The sequence below is a fragment of the Actinoallomurus acanthiterrae genome (assembly GCF_054775715.1).
This window is the reverse complement of sequence record NZ_BAAHCO010000001.1, coordinates 10148285-10163561: the sequence shown is the minus strand read 5'-3', so window position 1 is coordinate 10163561 and position 15277 is coordinate 10148285. Positions and strand designations below refer to the sequence as shown.

Genomic DNA, 15277 nt, shown 5'->3' with positions numbered 1-15277 from the left:
CGGACGCTTGAGCACCGCGGGTCAGAACCGGTTGAGCGGCCGGACGTTCGGCGCGATCGCCGAGTTGAGCTGGAGCAGTACGACCAGCGCGATGCTCACATAGGTGTTGACCACGCACAGCGCGAACGCGGCGGCGTACAGCACCTGCGGGATCACGATCCGGCGTTCGAACGCCCGCTGGAACCCGGGCGTCCGCTCGGTGTCGAGCAGCCCGGCCCGCCGCGCGTACCTGACGCCGGCCAGCAGCAGCAGGCCCAGCGCCAGGAGGTTCACCCAGTAGATGGCGACGGCGATCCGGAAGGTCATGAACTGCGCCAGGAGGGCGGTGGTGAACGGCAGGAGGGAGACGCCGAGCAGGAAGGTGAGGTGCAGCCAGGTGAAGTTCCGGTCGCTGCCCTGAAGGTGGTTGAACAGCGTCTGGGAGCCGACGTAGAACATCCCGAGCGTCAGGAAGCTCATCAGATAGGTGAGCAGGTTGGGCGCGACCTCCCCGAGGAGATGCCACAGCTCACCCTCCGAGGACAGCGCGTCGCCGCTCCAGAGCGGCCGCTGCCGGTGGATCACCTTCTCCGCCGGCACGTGCAGGTCCAGCACGAGCAACGTGAGCACGATCGCGAACACGCCGTCGTTCAGCGCCGACAGGCGTTCCAGGCTCCCGCCCGCGACGCGCTGGTACAGCGAGGTCACCGCTCACCGGCCGGCAGTGGTGAGGCCCCCCGAGGAGACGAATGATCATCGAACACCGCTCCATCATGGCGGTGCCGCGGCCCCCCTCACAACGGGGCGAGCCAGACGGCGCCGAGCGGGGGCACCCGCAGGCGGGCCGAGGCCGGGCAGGCCGTGGCTGGGCTCCTCGACCGCCTCCACCTGACCGAGGTTGCCGACCCCGCTTCCGCCGTACTGGTACGCGTCGGTGTTGACCAGCTCCCGCCAGGTGCCCGGGCAGGGCAGGCCGAGCCGGTAGTCCTCGTGCGGGACGCCGGAGAAGTTGACGACGCAGGCGAGCGGCGAGCCGTCGGGGGCGTACCGGATGAAGGAGATGACGTTCCCCGCGACGTCGTCCGCGGCGATCCAGCGGAACCCCTCCGGGTCGGCGTCCATCGTCCACAGCTGTGGCGATCCGGTGTAGGCGCGGTTCAGGTCGCGGACCAGCTCCTGAACGCCCCGGTGGTAGTTGTTCTCCGCCTCGTCGAGCAGCCACCAGTCGAGGGAGCGGGACTCGGCCCATTCGGCGCCCTGCCCGAACTCCTGGCCCATGAACAGCAGCTGCTTGCCCGGGTGCGCCCACATGAAGGCCAGCAGCGCCCGGAGGTTCGCGAACCGCTGCCACTCGTCACCGGGCATCTTGCCGAGCAGGGAGCCCTTGCCGTGGACCACCTCGTCGTGCGAGAGCGGCAGCACGTAGTTCTCCGAGTAGGCGTACACCATCGAGAACGTGATCTCGTGGTGGTGGTAGCCGCGGTAGAGCGGGTCGCGCTGGAGGTACGCGAGCGTGTCGTGCATCCAGCCCATGTTCCACTTGAACCCGAAGCCGAGGCCGCCGAGGTGGGTGGGGCGTGAGACACCGGGCCAGGCGGTGGACTCCTCGGCGATCGTCATGATGCCGGGGGAGCGCTTGTAGACGGTGGCGTTCATCTCCTTGAGGAAGTCGATGGCCTCGAGGTTCTCCCGGCCGCCGTAGATGTTCGGCGTCCACTCGCCCTCGGCGCGGGAGTAGTCGAGGTAGAGCATCGAGGCGACGGCGTCCACCCGCAGCCCGTCGACGTGGAACTCCTCCAGCCAGTAGTTCGCGTTGGCGACGAGGAAGTTGCGGACCTCCGTACGGCCGAAGTCGAAGATGAGCGTGCCCCAGTCCTTCTGCTCGCCCCGGCGCGGGTCGGCGTGCTCGTACAGCGGCGTGCCGTCGAAGCGGGCCAGGGCCCACTCGTCCTTGGGGAAGTGTCCCGGGACCCAGTCGATGATGACGCCGACGCCGGCCTGGTGCAGCCGGTCGACGAGGTGGCGGAAGTCGTCGGGGCTGCCGAAGCGGGACGTGGGCGCGTAGTACGAGGTGACCTGGTAGCCCCACGACCCGCCGAACGGGTGCTCGGCCACCGGCAGGAACTCCACGTGCGTGAAGCCCATGTGGGTGACGTAGTCGACCAGCTGGTCGGCGAGCTCGCGGTAGCCCAGCTCGGTGCGCCAGGAGCCGAGGTGCACCTCGTACGTGCTCACCGGTGAGTGCAGCGCGTCGTACGACTTGCGGCGCGTCATCCACTCGTCGTCCGCCCACTCGTAGGAGGACGTGAAGACGGTGGACGCGGTGGCGGGCGGCCGCTCGGCGTACCGCGCCATCGGGTCGGCCTTGCGCCGCCAGACCCGGTCGGCGCCGAGGATCTCGAACTTGTAGTTCGTGCCGTCGCCGGCCTCGGGGATGAACAGCTCCCAGATCCCCGTCGAGCCGAGTGAGCGCATCGGGTACGCGCGGCCGTCCCAGTGGTTGAAGTCGCCGATGACCCGGACCCCGCGGGCGCTCGGGGCCCACACCGCGAACGACGTGCCGGAGACCGCGCCGAACTCCGAGGTGTACGCGCGGGTGTGCGCGCCCAGGACCTTCCACAGCTCCTCGTGGCGGCCCTCGCCGATCAGGTGCAGGTCGAGCTCGCCCAGCGTCGGCAGGTGGCGGTACGGGTCGTCCTGCAGGATCGCGGGCCCGTCGTACGTGACCGCGAGCCGGTAGTCGGGCACCGCCTGGGGCTCCCCGCCGGCCAGGGCGGCGTCGGCGGGCAGCGTGACCGCGAAGACGCCCTCGTGCACGTGACGCATCGGGTGGCGGGCACCGCCCGGGAGGACGACCTCCACCGCGGAGGCCAGCGGCCGCAACGCGCGAACGGTGATGCCGTCGGGCCCGGGGTGGGCGCCGAGCACGCTGTGGGGGTCGTGGTGATCTCCGCCGATCAACCGGTCGATCTCATCGTGGGTGACCCGCGCCATGACGCTCCTCGGTGTTCTTGTGTGCCACGTCTCCCTAAGCCTGCCCGACCGTCGATGACTAATCCTCCGGCGGGGCTGGATCTCCACGCTTCGGGCGGCGGGGGCGGACTGGCCCTGTATGCGGACTGTACGGCCAATGTATGAGCCCCGGCCATGATCGCCGCGCGAGTGCGGAGACAGCCGACGTCTCGGACGCGGCTGCCGATGGCCGGAGGTAGTGGCGTTGACACGACGAATCATGCGAGGTCTGACCGCGACGGTGGCCGTCGGGGCGGTGCTGGCGGGAACCCAGGGCGTCGCGAGCGCGGCGACGCCGCCGCGGAACAACAGCAAGAACGAGGCCGTCTACTTCGTCCACGGCATCGATGCCATGCACACGGACGTCAACGGCGGCGGCGACGACTGCAAGGGGACCTGGAACACGGCGATGTCCGCGCTGCGCAAGCGGGGCTGGACCGGGGACTTCGTCACGTGGGGCTACTACAAGAAGGACACCAACTGCACCCGTAAGCAGAACGGGAACCTCGACACGCGGATCCAGGAGCTGGGCCGCCTGCTCGCGTGGGACATCTACGACCACTACACCAAGCAGGGCAAGTCGGTGGACGTCGTCGCCCACTCCATGGGCGGCCTCATCGTCCGCGCGGCCATCACCGGCGTGAACAGGTACGGCGCCACGTCGAGCAAGTGGCCGAAGCGCCTCTACGTCGAGGACGTCGCCACGCTCAGCACGCCGTTCACCGGGACCAACTGGGCCACGACGTGCACGGTCGCCTACGGCTGGAAGCAGTGCAGCGACATGCGCCCCGGCAGCGGCTTCCTCAAGTGGTCCGGGCAGAACCCGCAGTCCGCCCAGGGCACCGACTGGACACTGATCGGCGCCAGCGACGACGACACGATCACCAGCGGCGCGGCCACCGGGATGACCGCCAAGCACAAGGTCATCTACGCCGCGCACCAGGGGCTGGAGCACAGCAAACTCCCGCACGCGGGCACGGGCACCGGCTGGACGATGAGGTACTCCCACGACAACGGGAAGACCTGGAAGAGCACCACGAAGGGGGCCGGCCCGATCCGCCTCGTCGGCGACGCCCTGTACTACTCGTCGGCCGGCTGACGACGCCGCCGGACGCTCCCTGGGGGCGGGCCGACCGCCCGCCAGGCGGCTCCGGCGGGCGCGCGGCGTCAGGGGCCGGCCGGGTGTCGAGGGCCCCGCTCGACGGCGGGGGATCAGCCCGCCTCGAGGAGGTCCTCGGCGTGGCGCGGCGGCGGATCCTCCCTGCCGTCGAAGTCGCCGCGGAGCATCCGGTCGTAGAGCCGGCGCAGCTCGATCCCCGGCTCGACGCCCAGCTCGTCGATCAGCCGCAGGCGCAGCACGTGGTAGACGGTGAAGGCGTCGGCCTGGCGGCCCGACCGGTACAGCGCCAGCATCAGCTGCGCGTGGAGGCGCTCGTGCAACGGCTGCTCGACCGTCAGCCGCCGCAGGTCGCCGATCATCTCCGCGTGCCGGCCGAGGAGGAGCCAGGCGTCGCCGAGCTGGACCGCGGCCCTGAGGCGCTGCTCGGTGAGCCGGAGTGCCTCCGCGGTCAGCGAGGCCCACGCCGGAACGTCCTCGCAGACCTCGCCTCGCCACAGCGTCAGTGCGTGGCCGAGCACGTCCGCCGCGCGTTCCACGTCGCCGCACCGCAGTGCCGCGTCGCCCTCGCGGGCGAGGGCGGTGAACTCCAGCGCGTCCACCTCGGCCGGTTCGACGGACAGCAGATAGCCGCCCGCCCTGGTCTCCAGCCGGGACGCGGCCGGTCCGAGGATGGTCCGCAGCTCACGGACGTACGTGCGGATGTTGGCGACTCCGGACGCCGGCGGCCCGGACGGCCACAGCGCGGCGGCCAGCGAGTCCAGCCGTACGAGACTGCCCGGCCGCAGGAGCAGAGCGGTGAGGAGCGTACGGTGCTTCGGCGCCCGGAGGTACGTCGTCCGGCCGTCGGCTCGCAGCTCCACCGGTCCCAGCATGTTGAAACGCATGAAGCCTCCCCGCTTCCGAAATGACTGTCGCGGTTCGGCTCCAAGATCACTAGAGGCCGCGGTCCCGACATGCGGATCTTGCTTGGGTCTCCGGTCCCAAGATCACAGATCTATCGCGTAGTCGAGGACGACGCGGTCCGCGGGGAGGACGATGTCACGGCAGACCTCGAGGACCCTGTCGCCGGAGAACATCCGCCGCGTGATGGACAGGACCGGGACACCGGTGCCCATCCGCAGCGTGTCGGCCTCCTCCCGGGTCGGCATCCGGGACCGCACCGCCTCCTCGACCCGCGTGGCCGGGTGGCCGAGGAACGCCAGCTGCGCCGGCGTGCCTCCCGGCCACGGCTCCCGGTCCGGGTCGGCCACGGGCGTGCCCTCGACCAGGCTCCACGGCAGGTAGTTCGTGGAGATCTGCTGCGGCTCGCCGCGCGCCCAGAAGACGAAGTACCGGCGCAGTAACAGGGTGCCCGGCTCCACCGCGAACAGCGCGGACAGCTCCTCGTCGGCGCGGTGCCGCGAGTAGGTCCGGTCCAGGCGGTAGTCGCGCCACGTGATCTGGTGGTCGACGGTGAAGGAGGTGGCCGGCGCCGCGGCGGGAGCCGTCTCGGCGCGGTAGCGCTCCATGGCCAGCCGCCGGACGGGCGGCCGGCCGCGCACCACGGTGCCGCCTCCCCGGCGCGTCTCGATCAGCCCCTCGGTCCGCAGGAGGGCGAAGGCCTGGCGGATCACGATCTCCGAGACGCCGTGGACGTCACACAACCGGCTGATCGTGGGCAGCCGCCGTCCAGGGGGGTAGCTGCCGTCACGGATGAGTTCGCGGAGTTCGCCGGCGATCCGGACGTAAGCGGGGAGGATAGCCACCCTTGCCTCCTCATAGCCATACAGAGACGTTCCGCTTACGGGCGTCTTGACACCAGGACGTATACGACCCACTTTCGTATACAGAAGGCTGTGTTTCCAGCGCGAAGGGGCAAGATGGCGGATTTCGCCGTTGTCAAGGCCACATTAGAGGCCGATTTTCCCGGCTGGGTCGTATGGCGCAGCGACGCGGGCCACTGGTACGCGACCCGGGCGGGCAATCTCACCGACCAGCAGATACAAGCCGGTTACGCAAGGACCGTGGCCGCCGAGGCGCCGGAGACCCTCCGGCTCCTTCTCGCCGAACAAGTACATCCCGGCGAGGGTGCGGGATGACGGATCGCCCTTAGGGTTTCCGTCCGACCGGAACCCTATGGGCCGATCCGCATTTCAGAAATGAGGCTGCGGAGCCGAAAACCACCTTACGGACGCCTTTTCTCCATCATTTCAGTACGCCAGATAGTCCGACTCTGAGCGGGTGCTGAGGGCGGCGATGGAACCGAGGGGGATCTGCAGCCAGGACGGGCGGTTGCGCGCCTCGTACATGACCTCGTAGACGGCCTTGTCGAATTCGAAGGCGCGCAGGACGACCTCGTTCGCGGCCGGGTCGGTGCCGCCCGCCTCGGCGTATCCGCGGCAGAAGGCCGCCCGGTTGCGGTCGGCCCACTCCTGGGCGCGGAACTCCAGCTGCTCGGGGTCGCCGCCGATGGCCTGCCCGCTGACCAGCAGGTGCCGGGCCGCGTAGTCGAACGAGCGCAGCATCCCGGCGACGTCGCGCAGCGGGTGGGCGGGGGCCCGGCGTTCGTCCAGGGGCTTGGCGGGCTCGCCTTCGAAGTCGAGCAGCATCCAGCCGGAGTCGGTCCGCATCACCTGGCCCAGGTGGTAGTCGCCGTGGACGCGCTGGACGGTCAGGGGCCGTTCCAGCTCGGCGAGGGCGTCGAAGGCGTCGGTGAGCCGTCCGGCGTACGGGGCGAGCTGGGGCACGACCTGGCAGGTCTCGACGAGCCGGGTGTGCATCCGGTCGGCCGCCGCGCGTACGTCGGCGGGCCGCATCTCGCTCGTGCCGAACGCGCCGGCCAGGTCGCGGTGGACCTCGGCGGTCGCGGCGCCGAGGCGTTCGGACTCGCTGGCGAAGTCGCCGCCGACCTCGTCGGCGCGCAGGTCGGCCTCGGCGTACAGGTCGCGGACGCTGGTGCCGGCGAGCTGCCAGCCGTCGGTCCCGCTGCGCAGGAACTCCGACAGCATCGCGAGCGTGGACAGGGTGCCGTCGAGGTCGCTGGAGAACCAGCCGTACAGCTCGGGGACGTGTTTGCTGCCGGCCCGGACGAGGCCGAGGCTGAGTTCGAGGTCGGGGTTGATGCCGGGGGTGAGCCGGCGGAACAGCTTGCAGATGTAGGCGTCGCCGTAGATCAGTGAGGTGTTGCTCTGCTCGGCGGGGCTGGCGAGGCTGTCGAGCTCGGTGTCGATGCCGGTGATCGAGCGGAAGGCGAGCGGGCCGACGTCGACGTTGCCGGCCATGTTCTCCAGCCAGACCCGGGTCAGCTCGGGGTCGTGCACGGCGTCGTAGAGGTGAGCCTCGTCGGGGAGCTGCCCGATCGCCGCGTACTCGAGTCGGCCGGGCAGCTCGCTGCGTACTCCCAGGGGCACCTGATAACGGTCGGTGCCCCCGGCCTGACGCACGGCGATGATGACGTGATGTAGCGACGGATCGCCCTCGACCAGTTCCGTGTCGGAAAGGACGGAGATCGCGTCGATCTCCCGGTCCTTACCCGCGAACCAGCGCTGGCGCGGGAGCCAGTCCACCAACAGGTCGTCGAGTCGTTCCAGCCGCACTGACTATGTCACCTCGCCTGTGCCTCCTGCGTGCCTGTCATGGCTGTTCGCCATCACCCCCGGGCTTGGGGGACAGGAGGAACCAGTAGAAACCATGCCCAGGAAGCGTCAGAAGATACGGGAGCTCCCCAATTGGTGGGAATTGCACCCCTCCCATGCACTCCACCGGGTTGACCCCCTCGAACCGCCGCAGGTCGAGCTCGACCGGCTGCGGGAAGCGCGAGAGGTTGTTGACGCAGAGCACGCGGTCCTCGCCGAACTCCCGCACGAACGCCAGCACGCTCGGGTTGGAGGCGGTGAGCTCGGTGTAGTCGCCCACGCCGAACACCGGGTGCCGCTTGCGGATCTCGATCATCTTGCGCGTCCAGTGCAGCAGCGACCCGGTGTTGTTCTGCTGCGACTCGATGTTGATGGCCTGGTGGCCGTAGATCGGATCCATGATGGCCGGGAGGTAGAGCCGGGCCGGGTCGGCCTTGGAGAAGCCGGCGTTGCGGTCCGGGGTCCACTGCATGGGCGTACGCACGCCGTCGCGGTCGCCCAGCCAGATGTTGTCTCCCATGCCGATCTCGTCACCGTAGTAGATCACGGGCGAGCCGGGCAGCGACAGCAGCAGCGCGGTGAACAGCTCGAGCTGGTTGCGGTCGTTGTCGAGCAGCGGTGCCAGACGTCGGCGGATGCCGATGTTGGCCTTCATCCGCGGGTCCTTGGCGTACTCGGAGTACATGTAGTCGCGCTCTTCGTCCGTCACCATCTCGAGCGTCAGCTCGTCGTGGTTGCGGAGGAAGATGCCCCACTGGGCGTTCTCCGGGATCTTCGGCGTCTGCGCCATGATCTCGGAGATGGGGTAGCGCTGCTCCCGGCGGACCGCCATGAAGATGCGCGGCATGACCGGGAAGTGGAACGCCATGTGGCACTCGTCGCCGCCCGTGGCCGGGTCGCCGAAGTACTCCACGACGTCGGCGGGCCACTGGTTCGCCTCGGCCAGCAGCACCCGGTCGGGGTAGAGCCGGTCGACCTCCTTGCGGACCCGCTTGAGGTAGTCGTGGGTCTCCTTGAGGTTCTCGCAGTTGGTGCCCTCCCGCTCGTACAGGTAGGGCACGGCGTCGAGACGGAACCCGTCGATGCCGAGGTCCAGCCAGAACCGCAGGACCTCCAGCATCGCGTCCTGAACCGCGGGGTTGTCGAAGTTCAGGTCGGGCTGGTGGTTGAAGAAACGGTGCCAGTAGTACTGGCCGCGCACCGGGTCGTACGTCCAGTTCGACGTCTCGGTGTCGACGAAGATGATCCGCGCGTCCTTGTACTGCTCGTCGTTGTCGGACCAGACGTAGAAGTCGCCGAACGGCCCGTCCGGGTCCTCCTGGGACGCCTTGAACCAGGGGTGCTGGTCGCTGGTGTGGTTCATGACCAGGTCGGCGATGACGCGGAGGCCGCGCTTGTGTGCCTCGTCGACGAGTTCCACGAAGTCGCCGAGGTCGCCGAACTCGGGGAGGATCTTCATGAAGTCGCTGATGTCGTACCCGCCGTCGCGCAGCGGCGACTGGTAGATCGGCAGCAGCCAGATGCAGTCGATGCCGAGCCACTGCAGGTAGTCGAGCTTCTCGGTCAGGCCGCGGATGTCACCGGTGCCGTCACCGTTGGAGTCGTAGAAGCCACGGATGAGCACCTCGTAGAAGACCGCGTGCTTGTACCAGCGAGGCTCGTTCGGTGCCTCGCGTGTGAACGTGTCGGGAACCGGCTCGACCGGGCCGACGCCGGCTAGGGGATCGAACTGGGTCAACTGTCGCCTCTCGAGACCGTGAAGATGTGGGCAGGCCTGTTATGGGGGTCCAGGCGCACGTAGTTCGCCTGCCGCCAGTCGAACGACTCGTCCGAGAGTTCGTCGTGGACGACGAACTCGTCCGACCAGTCGAGACCGAGCGCGGGCAGGTCGAGGTGGACCGTCGCCTCGCGAACCTGATGTGGATTGAGGTTCACGACGACCAGCACGACGTCTCCGAGGCGGTCGGGGTCATCCGACACTCGTTTGGAATAACAGATCAGCTCGGGCTGGTCGACATGATGGAAATGTAGGTTACGCAGCCTACGCAACGCCGGGTGCGTTCTTCGCAAAGAGTTGAGGTTCCGGATGAATGGAGCGAGGCTGCGGCCCTCGCGTTCGGCGGCCTCCCAGTCCCGCGGGCGGTACTGGTACTTCTCCGAGTCGCGGTACTCCTCGCTGCCCGGCCGCACCGGGGTGCCCTCGTACAGCTCGTAACCAGAGTAGACACCCCAGGTGGGGGACAGCGTCGAGGCGAGCACGGCGCGGATCGCGAACGCCGGCGGCCCGCCGTGCTGGAGGTACTCGTTGAGGATGTCGGGCGTGTTGACGAAGAAGTTGGGCCGCATGTAGGCGGCCGCCGCGCCCGACAGTTCGCGGAGGTACTCCTCCAGCTCGTCCTTGCTGTTGCGCCATGTGAAATATGTGTACGACTGGTGGAAGCCGATCTTGCCGAGTGTGTGCATCATCGCCGGGCGGGTGAACGCCTCGGCGAGGAACAGGACGTCGGGGTCGGTGTCGGCGATGCTCTTCAGCAGCCGCTCCCAGAACGCCACCGGCTTGGTGTGCGGGTTGTCCACCCGGAAGATCCGCACGCCGTGCGCCATCCAGTGCCGGACGACCCGCTCGACCTCCGTGTAGATGCCCTCGGGGTCGTTGTCGAAGTTGATCGGATAGATGTCCTGGTACTTCTTCGGCGGGTTCTCCGCGTAGGCGATCGTGCCGTCGGCGCGCGTGGTGAACCACTCGGGGTGCTTGCTCACCCAGGGATGGTCCGGCGAGCACTGGAGGGCCAGGTCGAGGGCGATCTCCATGCCCAGCTCACGGGCCCGGGCGACGAAGGCGTCGAAGTCCTCGAACGTTCCAAGATCGGGGTGGATCGCGTCGTGGCCGCCCGCCTCCGAGCCGATCGCCCACGGCGAGCCGGGGTCGTGCGGCTCGGCGTGCAGGGTGTTGTTCGGCCCCTTGCGGAACTGCCGGCCGATCGGGTGGACCGGCGGGAGGTAGACGACGTCGAAGCCCATCTCGGCGACGGCCGGGAGCCGCTTCATCGCCGTTCGGAACGTTCCGGACTGGGGTGCCCGGCGGCCCATCGGGTCGTACGTCGCGCCTTCCGAGCGGGGGAAGAACTCGTACCACGAGCCGAACAGCGCCCGCTCGCGCTGCACGATCACCGGGTGCCACTCCGAGGTGGTCACGTGGTCCCGCAGCGGGTGCTCGTCGAGGATCTCGTGCACCTCCGGGGCGTCCGCCGCCTCGAACCGCAGCATCGGCGGGATCGTCTTCTCCCGCAGCGTACGGGCGAGCGCGGTCAGCGCCGCCTGCTTCTTCGGGACGCCGGCGCCCTTCTTCGGCAGCCCCGCGGCGGCGCGCTCGAACAGCCGGGCGCCCTCCTCGAGCATCAGCTCGACGTCCTGGCCGCGCGGGATCTTGATGCCCGCGTCGTGGTGCCAGTGCCCGATCGGATCGCCCCACGCCTCCACGCGGAAGTGCCACAGCCCGGTGGTGGTCGCCGCCACCTGCGCGGCGTACCGGTCGGTGCCGGGGGTGACCTCGGACATGCGGACGATGGGCCCGGCTCGGCCCTCCGGATCCCGCAGGACGACGCCGGCGCCGAGTTGTTCGTGGCCCTCGCGGAACACGGTGGCGCCGATGGCGAAGCCCTCGTCGGGAACGGCCTTGGCGGGCCAGCGCTCGCAGTCGATCACTGGCTGCACGTCGAGGATGGGAATGCGTCCGATCATCGCAGGCGAGCGTACAGACGCGGGTACGCGATCAGCCTGGTCTTCGGAAAGAATTGATCTTTCTTGAGGGTCGCTGTCGCCGGATCGGGTGGGGGTGCTCGGCGAGGGTTGGCGCATAACGTCTCCGTTGCCGGTATCCGCGGTATGAAACGGGGTGTTTGTCGCGTTCTGACGACGGCGGTGCCACCGCGTCCGATGCCCTCGCACGCGACGGCGTTCCGTCCGCGCTCGGATTCTTTCATCGCCTCGGGTGAGACGCCGGGTGCGACGCGTCCCGGTATGGCTCGTCTCCCGGAGGCGTGGGGTGCGCCCCTCGCCGTGCTTCTCCAGCAATCCTCGCATGTCAGGGCTAAATTCGCATTTCCGGCCTGGTGGCAGGGCTTCCCGGGCCAAACGGAGATCAAGATGTGGGCCACTGGGCGGGTTAGGGTCGCGAGCACCGGGCCGGACCGATTAGTGTCGCGGCACGTGAAGGCGATCCGCAGATTCACCGTACGCTCCGTCCTGCCCGAGCCGCTGCAGCCGCTCGAGGAGCTCGTTCTCAACCTGCGCTGGTCCTGGCACCCCGAGACGCTCGACCTGTTCGAGTCGGTGGATCCGGACCTGTGGGAGGCGACCCGGCACGATCCGGTGCGCCTTCTCGGGGAGGTTTCGCCGGAGCGGCTCGCCGCTCTCGCCGGTGACCGGCGCTTCCTGCGTGCTCTCGGCGACGCCGTCGACGATCTCCGCGAGTACGTCACCGCCCCCCGCTGGTACCAGAGACTGTCCGACGCCCCCTCGGCGATCGCGTACTTCTCCCCGGAGTACGGCATCGCCGCGGCGCTGCCCCAGTACTCCGGTGGCCTGGGCATTCTCGCCGGCGATCACCTCAAGACCGCCAGCGACCTCGGCGTGCCGATCGTCGGGGTAGGACTCCTGTACCGCCACGGTTACTTCTCCCAGTCCCTCTCGCCGGACGGCTGGCAGCTCGAGCGCTACCCCCCGATCGACCCGGCCGGGCTCCCGCTGAGGCTCCTGCGCGGGGCCGACGGCACGCCCGCGCGGATCACCGTCGGCCTTCCCGAGGGCCGCTCCCTGAGCGCGCAGATCTGGGTGGCCCAGGTCGGCCGCGTGCCGCTGCTCCTCCTCGACTCCGACGTCGAGGAGAACGACCCGGCCGCCCGCGACGTCACCGACCGCCTGTACGGCGGCGGCACCGACCACCGCCTGCTCCAGGAGATGCTGCTCGGCATCGGCGGCGTCCGCGCGATCCGCGCCTACTCCCGCATCACCGGCCACACCGCCCCCGAGGTGTTCCACACCAACGAGGGCCACGCCGGCTTCCTCGGCCTCGAGCGGATCCGCGAGTACATCGACGACCAGGGCCTGTCCTTCGACGAGGCGCTCGAGGCGACCCGGTCGGGCACGGTCTTCACGACCCACACCCCGGTCCCGGCCGGCATCGACCGCTTCCCCCGGGAGCTGATCCAGCGCTACTTCGGCGGTTCCAACGAGGACAACGGCCTGCCCGTCGAGCGCATCCTCGGCCTCGGCGCCGAGACGTACGAGGGCGGCGACGCCTCGGTCTTCAACATGGCCGTCATGGGCATGCGCCTGTCCCAGCGCGTCAACGGCGTCTCCGAGCTCCACGGCGAGGTCAGCCGGGAGATGTTCGGCGGCCTGTGGCCCGGGTTCGACACCGACGAGGTGCCGATCGGCTCGATCACCAACGGCGTCCACGGCTCCACGTGGGTGGCCCCCGAGTTCATCGACCTCGCCCGGCGCGAGCTGCCCGACGTGGTCGAGTTCGGCCGCGGCTGGGAGGACGTGCAGCGGGTCTCCGCGTCCGAGATCTGGCGCATCCGGCGTACGCTCCGCGCCCGGCTCGTCGAGGACGCCCGGCGGCGCCTCCGCGAGTCCTGGCGGCAGCGCGGCGCGAGCGAGGCCGAGCTGACCTGGATCGACGACGCGCTCGACCCGGACGTCCTGACGATCGGCTTCGCCCGCCGCGTCCCGTCGTACAAGCGGCTCACGCTGATGCTGCGCGACCCGGAGCGGCTCAAGTCGCTCCTGCTCGACCCCGAGCGGCCGGTGCAGATCATCATCGCCGGCAAGGCGCACCCCGCCGACGAGGGCGGCAAGCGGCTGATCCAGGAGATCGTGCGGTTCACCGACGACCCCGAGGTCCGGCACCGCATCGTGTTCCTGCCGGACTACGACATGGCGCTGGGCCAGTCGCTGGTCCAGGGCTGCGACGTCTGGATGAACAACCCGCTGCGCCCGCTGGAGGCCTGCGGCACCTCCGGCATGAAGGTCGCGCTGAACGGCGGGCTGAACCTCTCGATCCGCGACGGCTGGTGGGACGAGTGGTTCGACGGCAACAACGGCTGGGCCATCCCGTCCGCCGACCGCGCCGCCGACCCGGACCGCCGTGACGACATCGAGGCGCATGCCCTCTACGAGCTGATCGAGGACCACGTCTCCGTGCTGTTCTACGACCGCCCGGGCGACGGCCTGCCGCGCCGCTGGCTGGAGATGGTCAAGCACACGCTGACCTCCCTCGGCCCGAAGGTCCTCGCCGGGCGCATGGTCCGCGACTACGTCGTCGAGCTGTACGGCCCGGCCGCCGTTTCGGCCCGCCGGCTGTCCGCCGACGGCAACGCCGCCGCGAAGGCCCTCGCCGCCTGGAAGCACCGGATCGCCAAGGCTTGGCCGTCCGTCGCGGTCGAGCACGTCGAGTCCACCGGCGCGGGCGTGAGCCCGCACCTCGGCACCCGCCTGACCGTGCGCACCACCGTCCACCTCGGCGACCTGACGCCGGACGACGTCGCGGTCGAGGTGGCGTACGGCCGGGTCGACGACACCGACGCGCTGGTTGAGCCGTCCTACCTGGAGCTCACCCAGGCCGAGAGTCTCGGCGACGGCCGGTGGCGCCTCGCCGGCGAGGTCCCCCTCGACCGGACCGGAGCGTTCGGGTACAGCGTGCGGGTGGTGCCCCGGCACGACCTGCTGGCCTCCCGCGCGGAGACCGGCCTGATCGCGCTGCCCCCGGCCCCCATCGGGATGACCAACGGCGTCCTGCGCTGATCGCCTGATCGTCCCTGGCCTCGCCCCGTACGCGGCGGGGCCAGGGACGAGTCAAAGAATTGCGGTCATTTGCCGCAAACGGGGTCGAGCTTGGTCTTCCGTCGCATTTGAGCGGCAAAGACCCCCTGTGAAACGTTCCGTTCCGCAGGGAGGCCTCTCATGTGGGTCGACTACATGGCGCGGCACTGGTGGATGCTCACGGTGCGCGGCGTCCTCGCCGTCATCTTCGGCGTGCTGGCCGTGATCTGGCCGGGCATCACGCTCCTCGTCCTGGCCGTCGTGTTCGGCGTCTTCGCCCTGGCGGACGGGATCTCCGCCATCATCTCCGCCTTCAGCGCTCCGGGCGGAGGCCGGTCGCTGCTCATCTTCGAGGGCGCGGTCGGCATCATCGTCGGCCTGCTCGCGCTGTTCTGGCCGCACGCCACCGCCCTGGCCATCGTCGTCCTCGTCGCGATCTGGGCGATCGTCACCGGGATCAGCGAGATCGTCACCGCGCTGCAGATGCGCAAGGAGATCCACGGCGAGTGGATGTACGTCCTGTTCGGCGCGCTCTCGGTGGTGTTCGGGCTCATCGTGCTGTTCTCGCCCGTCTCCGGCGTCTTCGCGGTGGCCTGGCTCATCGGCTTCTCCGCGATCGGCTTCGGGCTCGCGGCGATCGCGGCGAGCTTCCGGCTCAGAAAGCTCCGCGGCGGCGGCCGTCCCGGCGTCGCCCCGGGCGGTGCCGCACTCGGGCACCCCTGACCGC

At 69.6% G+C, this 15277-nt stretch carries 10 protein-coding genes and 1 pseudogene; 4 read left to right on the top strand and 7 right to left on the bottom strand.

Annotation, left to right across the window (positions count from 1 at the left end; translation table 11 throughout):
* Window positions 1–21: 21 nt before the first annotated feature.
* Window positions 22–687 (bottom strand): TMEM175 family protein, encoded by a 666-nt coding sequence (locus ACYVF7_RS47890; protein WP_460352885.1) that lies wholly within the window; start codon window positions 685–687, stop codon window positions 22–24.
* A gap of 86 nt (window positions 688–773) precedes the next feature.
* Window positions 774–2973, bottom strand: a pseudogene (gene glgB, locus ACYVF7_RS47885) (1,4-alpha-glucan branching protein GlgB).
* A gap of 223 nt (window positions 2974–3196) precedes the next feature.
* Between glgB and ACYVF7_RS47880 the strand changes: the two are divergent.
* A complete protein-coding gene (locus ACYVF7_RS47880; protein ID WP_460352884.1) occupies window positions 3197–4090 on the top strand; it encodes an esterase/lipase family protein in 894 nt (297 codons plus the stop codon).
* 113 nt (window positions 4091–4203) lie between these two features.
* Here ACYVF7_RS47880 and ACYVF7_RS47875 read toward each other — a convergent pair whose 3' ends face one another.
* Both ACYVF7_RS47875 and ACYVF7_RS47870 read right to left on the bottom strand, forming a co-directional pair.
* On the bottom strand, window positions 4204–4995 hold the full coding sequence (locus ACYVF7_RS47875) for an AfsR/SARP family transcriptional regulator (protein ID WP_460352882.1): 792 nt from the start codon (window positions 4993–4995) through the stop codon (window positions 4204–4206).
* 102 nt (window positions 4996–5097) lie between these two features.
* Window positions 5098–5856, bottom strand: a complete 759-nt coding sequence (locus tag ACYVF7_RS47870) for a GntR family transcriptional regulator (protein ID WP_460352881.1) — start codon at window positions 5854–5856, stop codon at window positions 5098–5100.
* Between the two features lie 114 nt (window positions 5857–5970).
* Here ACYVF7_RS47870 and ACYVF7_RS47865 point away from each other — a divergent pair, with 114 nt between their 5' ends.
* Window positions 5971–6189 carry a hypothetical protein gene (locus tag ACYVF7_RS47865; protein ID WP_460352879.1) on the top strand — a complete coding sequence of 73 codons (219 nt, stop codon included), beginning with the start codon at window positions 5971–5973 and terminating at the stop codon, window positions 6187–6189.
* A gap of 111 nt (window positions 6190–6300) precedes the next feature.
* On the opposite strand, the gene ACYVF7_RS47860 is transcribed toward ACYVF7_RS47865, so the two are convergent.
* The 3 genes from ACYVF7_RS47860 to ACYVF7_RS47850 are packed head-to-tail and all read right to left on the bottom strand — an operon-like array spanning window position 6301 to window position 11466.
* Window positions 6301–7686: a maltokinase N-terminal cap-like domain-containing protein gene (locus ACYVF7_RS47860; RefSeq protein WP_460352877.1), complete on the bottom strand. Its 1386-nt coding sequence runs from the start codon at window positions 7684–7686 to the stop codon at window positions 6301–6303.
* A 37-nt stretch (window positions 7687–7723) separates the two neighbouring features.
* Complete coding sequence (gene treS / locus ACYVF7_RS47855; RefSeq protein ID WP_460352876.1) at window positions 7724–9463, bottom strand: maltose alpha-D-glucosyltransferase; 1740 nt, start codon at window positions 9461–9463, stop codon at window positions 7724–7726.
* Window positions 9460–11466 (bottom strand): alpha-1,4-glucan--maltose-1-phosphate maltosyltransferase, encoded by a 2007-nt coding sequence (locus ACYVF7_RS47850; RefSeq protein WP_460352874.1) that lies wholly within the window; start codon window positions 11464–11466, stop codon window positions 9460–9462. The genes treS and ACYVF7_RS47850 overlap by 4 nt, the downstream gene beginning before the upstream one ends.
* 468 nt (window positions 11467–11934) lie before the next feature.
* On the opposite strand from ACYVF7_RS47850, the gene glgP reads away from it, so the two are divergent.
* Entirely contained in the window at window positions 11935–14532 is a 2598-nt protein-coding gene (glgP, locus tag ACYVF7_RS47845; protein ID WP_460352872.1) for an alpha-glucan family phosphorylase, read from the top strand.
* Window positions 14533–14691: 159 nt separating this feature from the next.
* Entirely contained in the window at window positions 14692–15273 is a 582-nt protein-coding gene (locus ACYVF7_RS47840; protein WP_460352871.1) for an HdeD family acid-resistance protein, read from the top strand.
* The last annotated feature ends 4 nt before the right edge of the window (window positions 15274–15277 follow it).

Excerpts from the sequence above, each read along its gene's own strand:
- ACYVF7_RS47875 (WP_460352882.1), bottom strand. The coding sequence starts at position 4,995 with ATGCGTTTCAACATGCTGGGACCGGTGGAGCTGCGAGCCGACGGCCGG.
- ACYVF7_RS47865 (WP_460352879.1), top strand. The coding sequence starts at position 5,971 with ATGGCGGATTTCGCCGTTGTCAAGGCCACATTAGAGGCCGATTTTCCC.
- ACYVF7_RS47850 (WP_460352874.1), bottom strand. The coding sequence starts at position 11,466 with ATGATCGGACGCATTCCCATCCTCGACGTGCAGCCAGTGATCGACTGC.
- ACYVF7_RS47840 (WP_460352871.1), top strand. The coding sequence starts at position 14,692 with ATGTGGGTCGACTACATGGCGCGGCACTGGTGGATGCTCACGGTGCGC.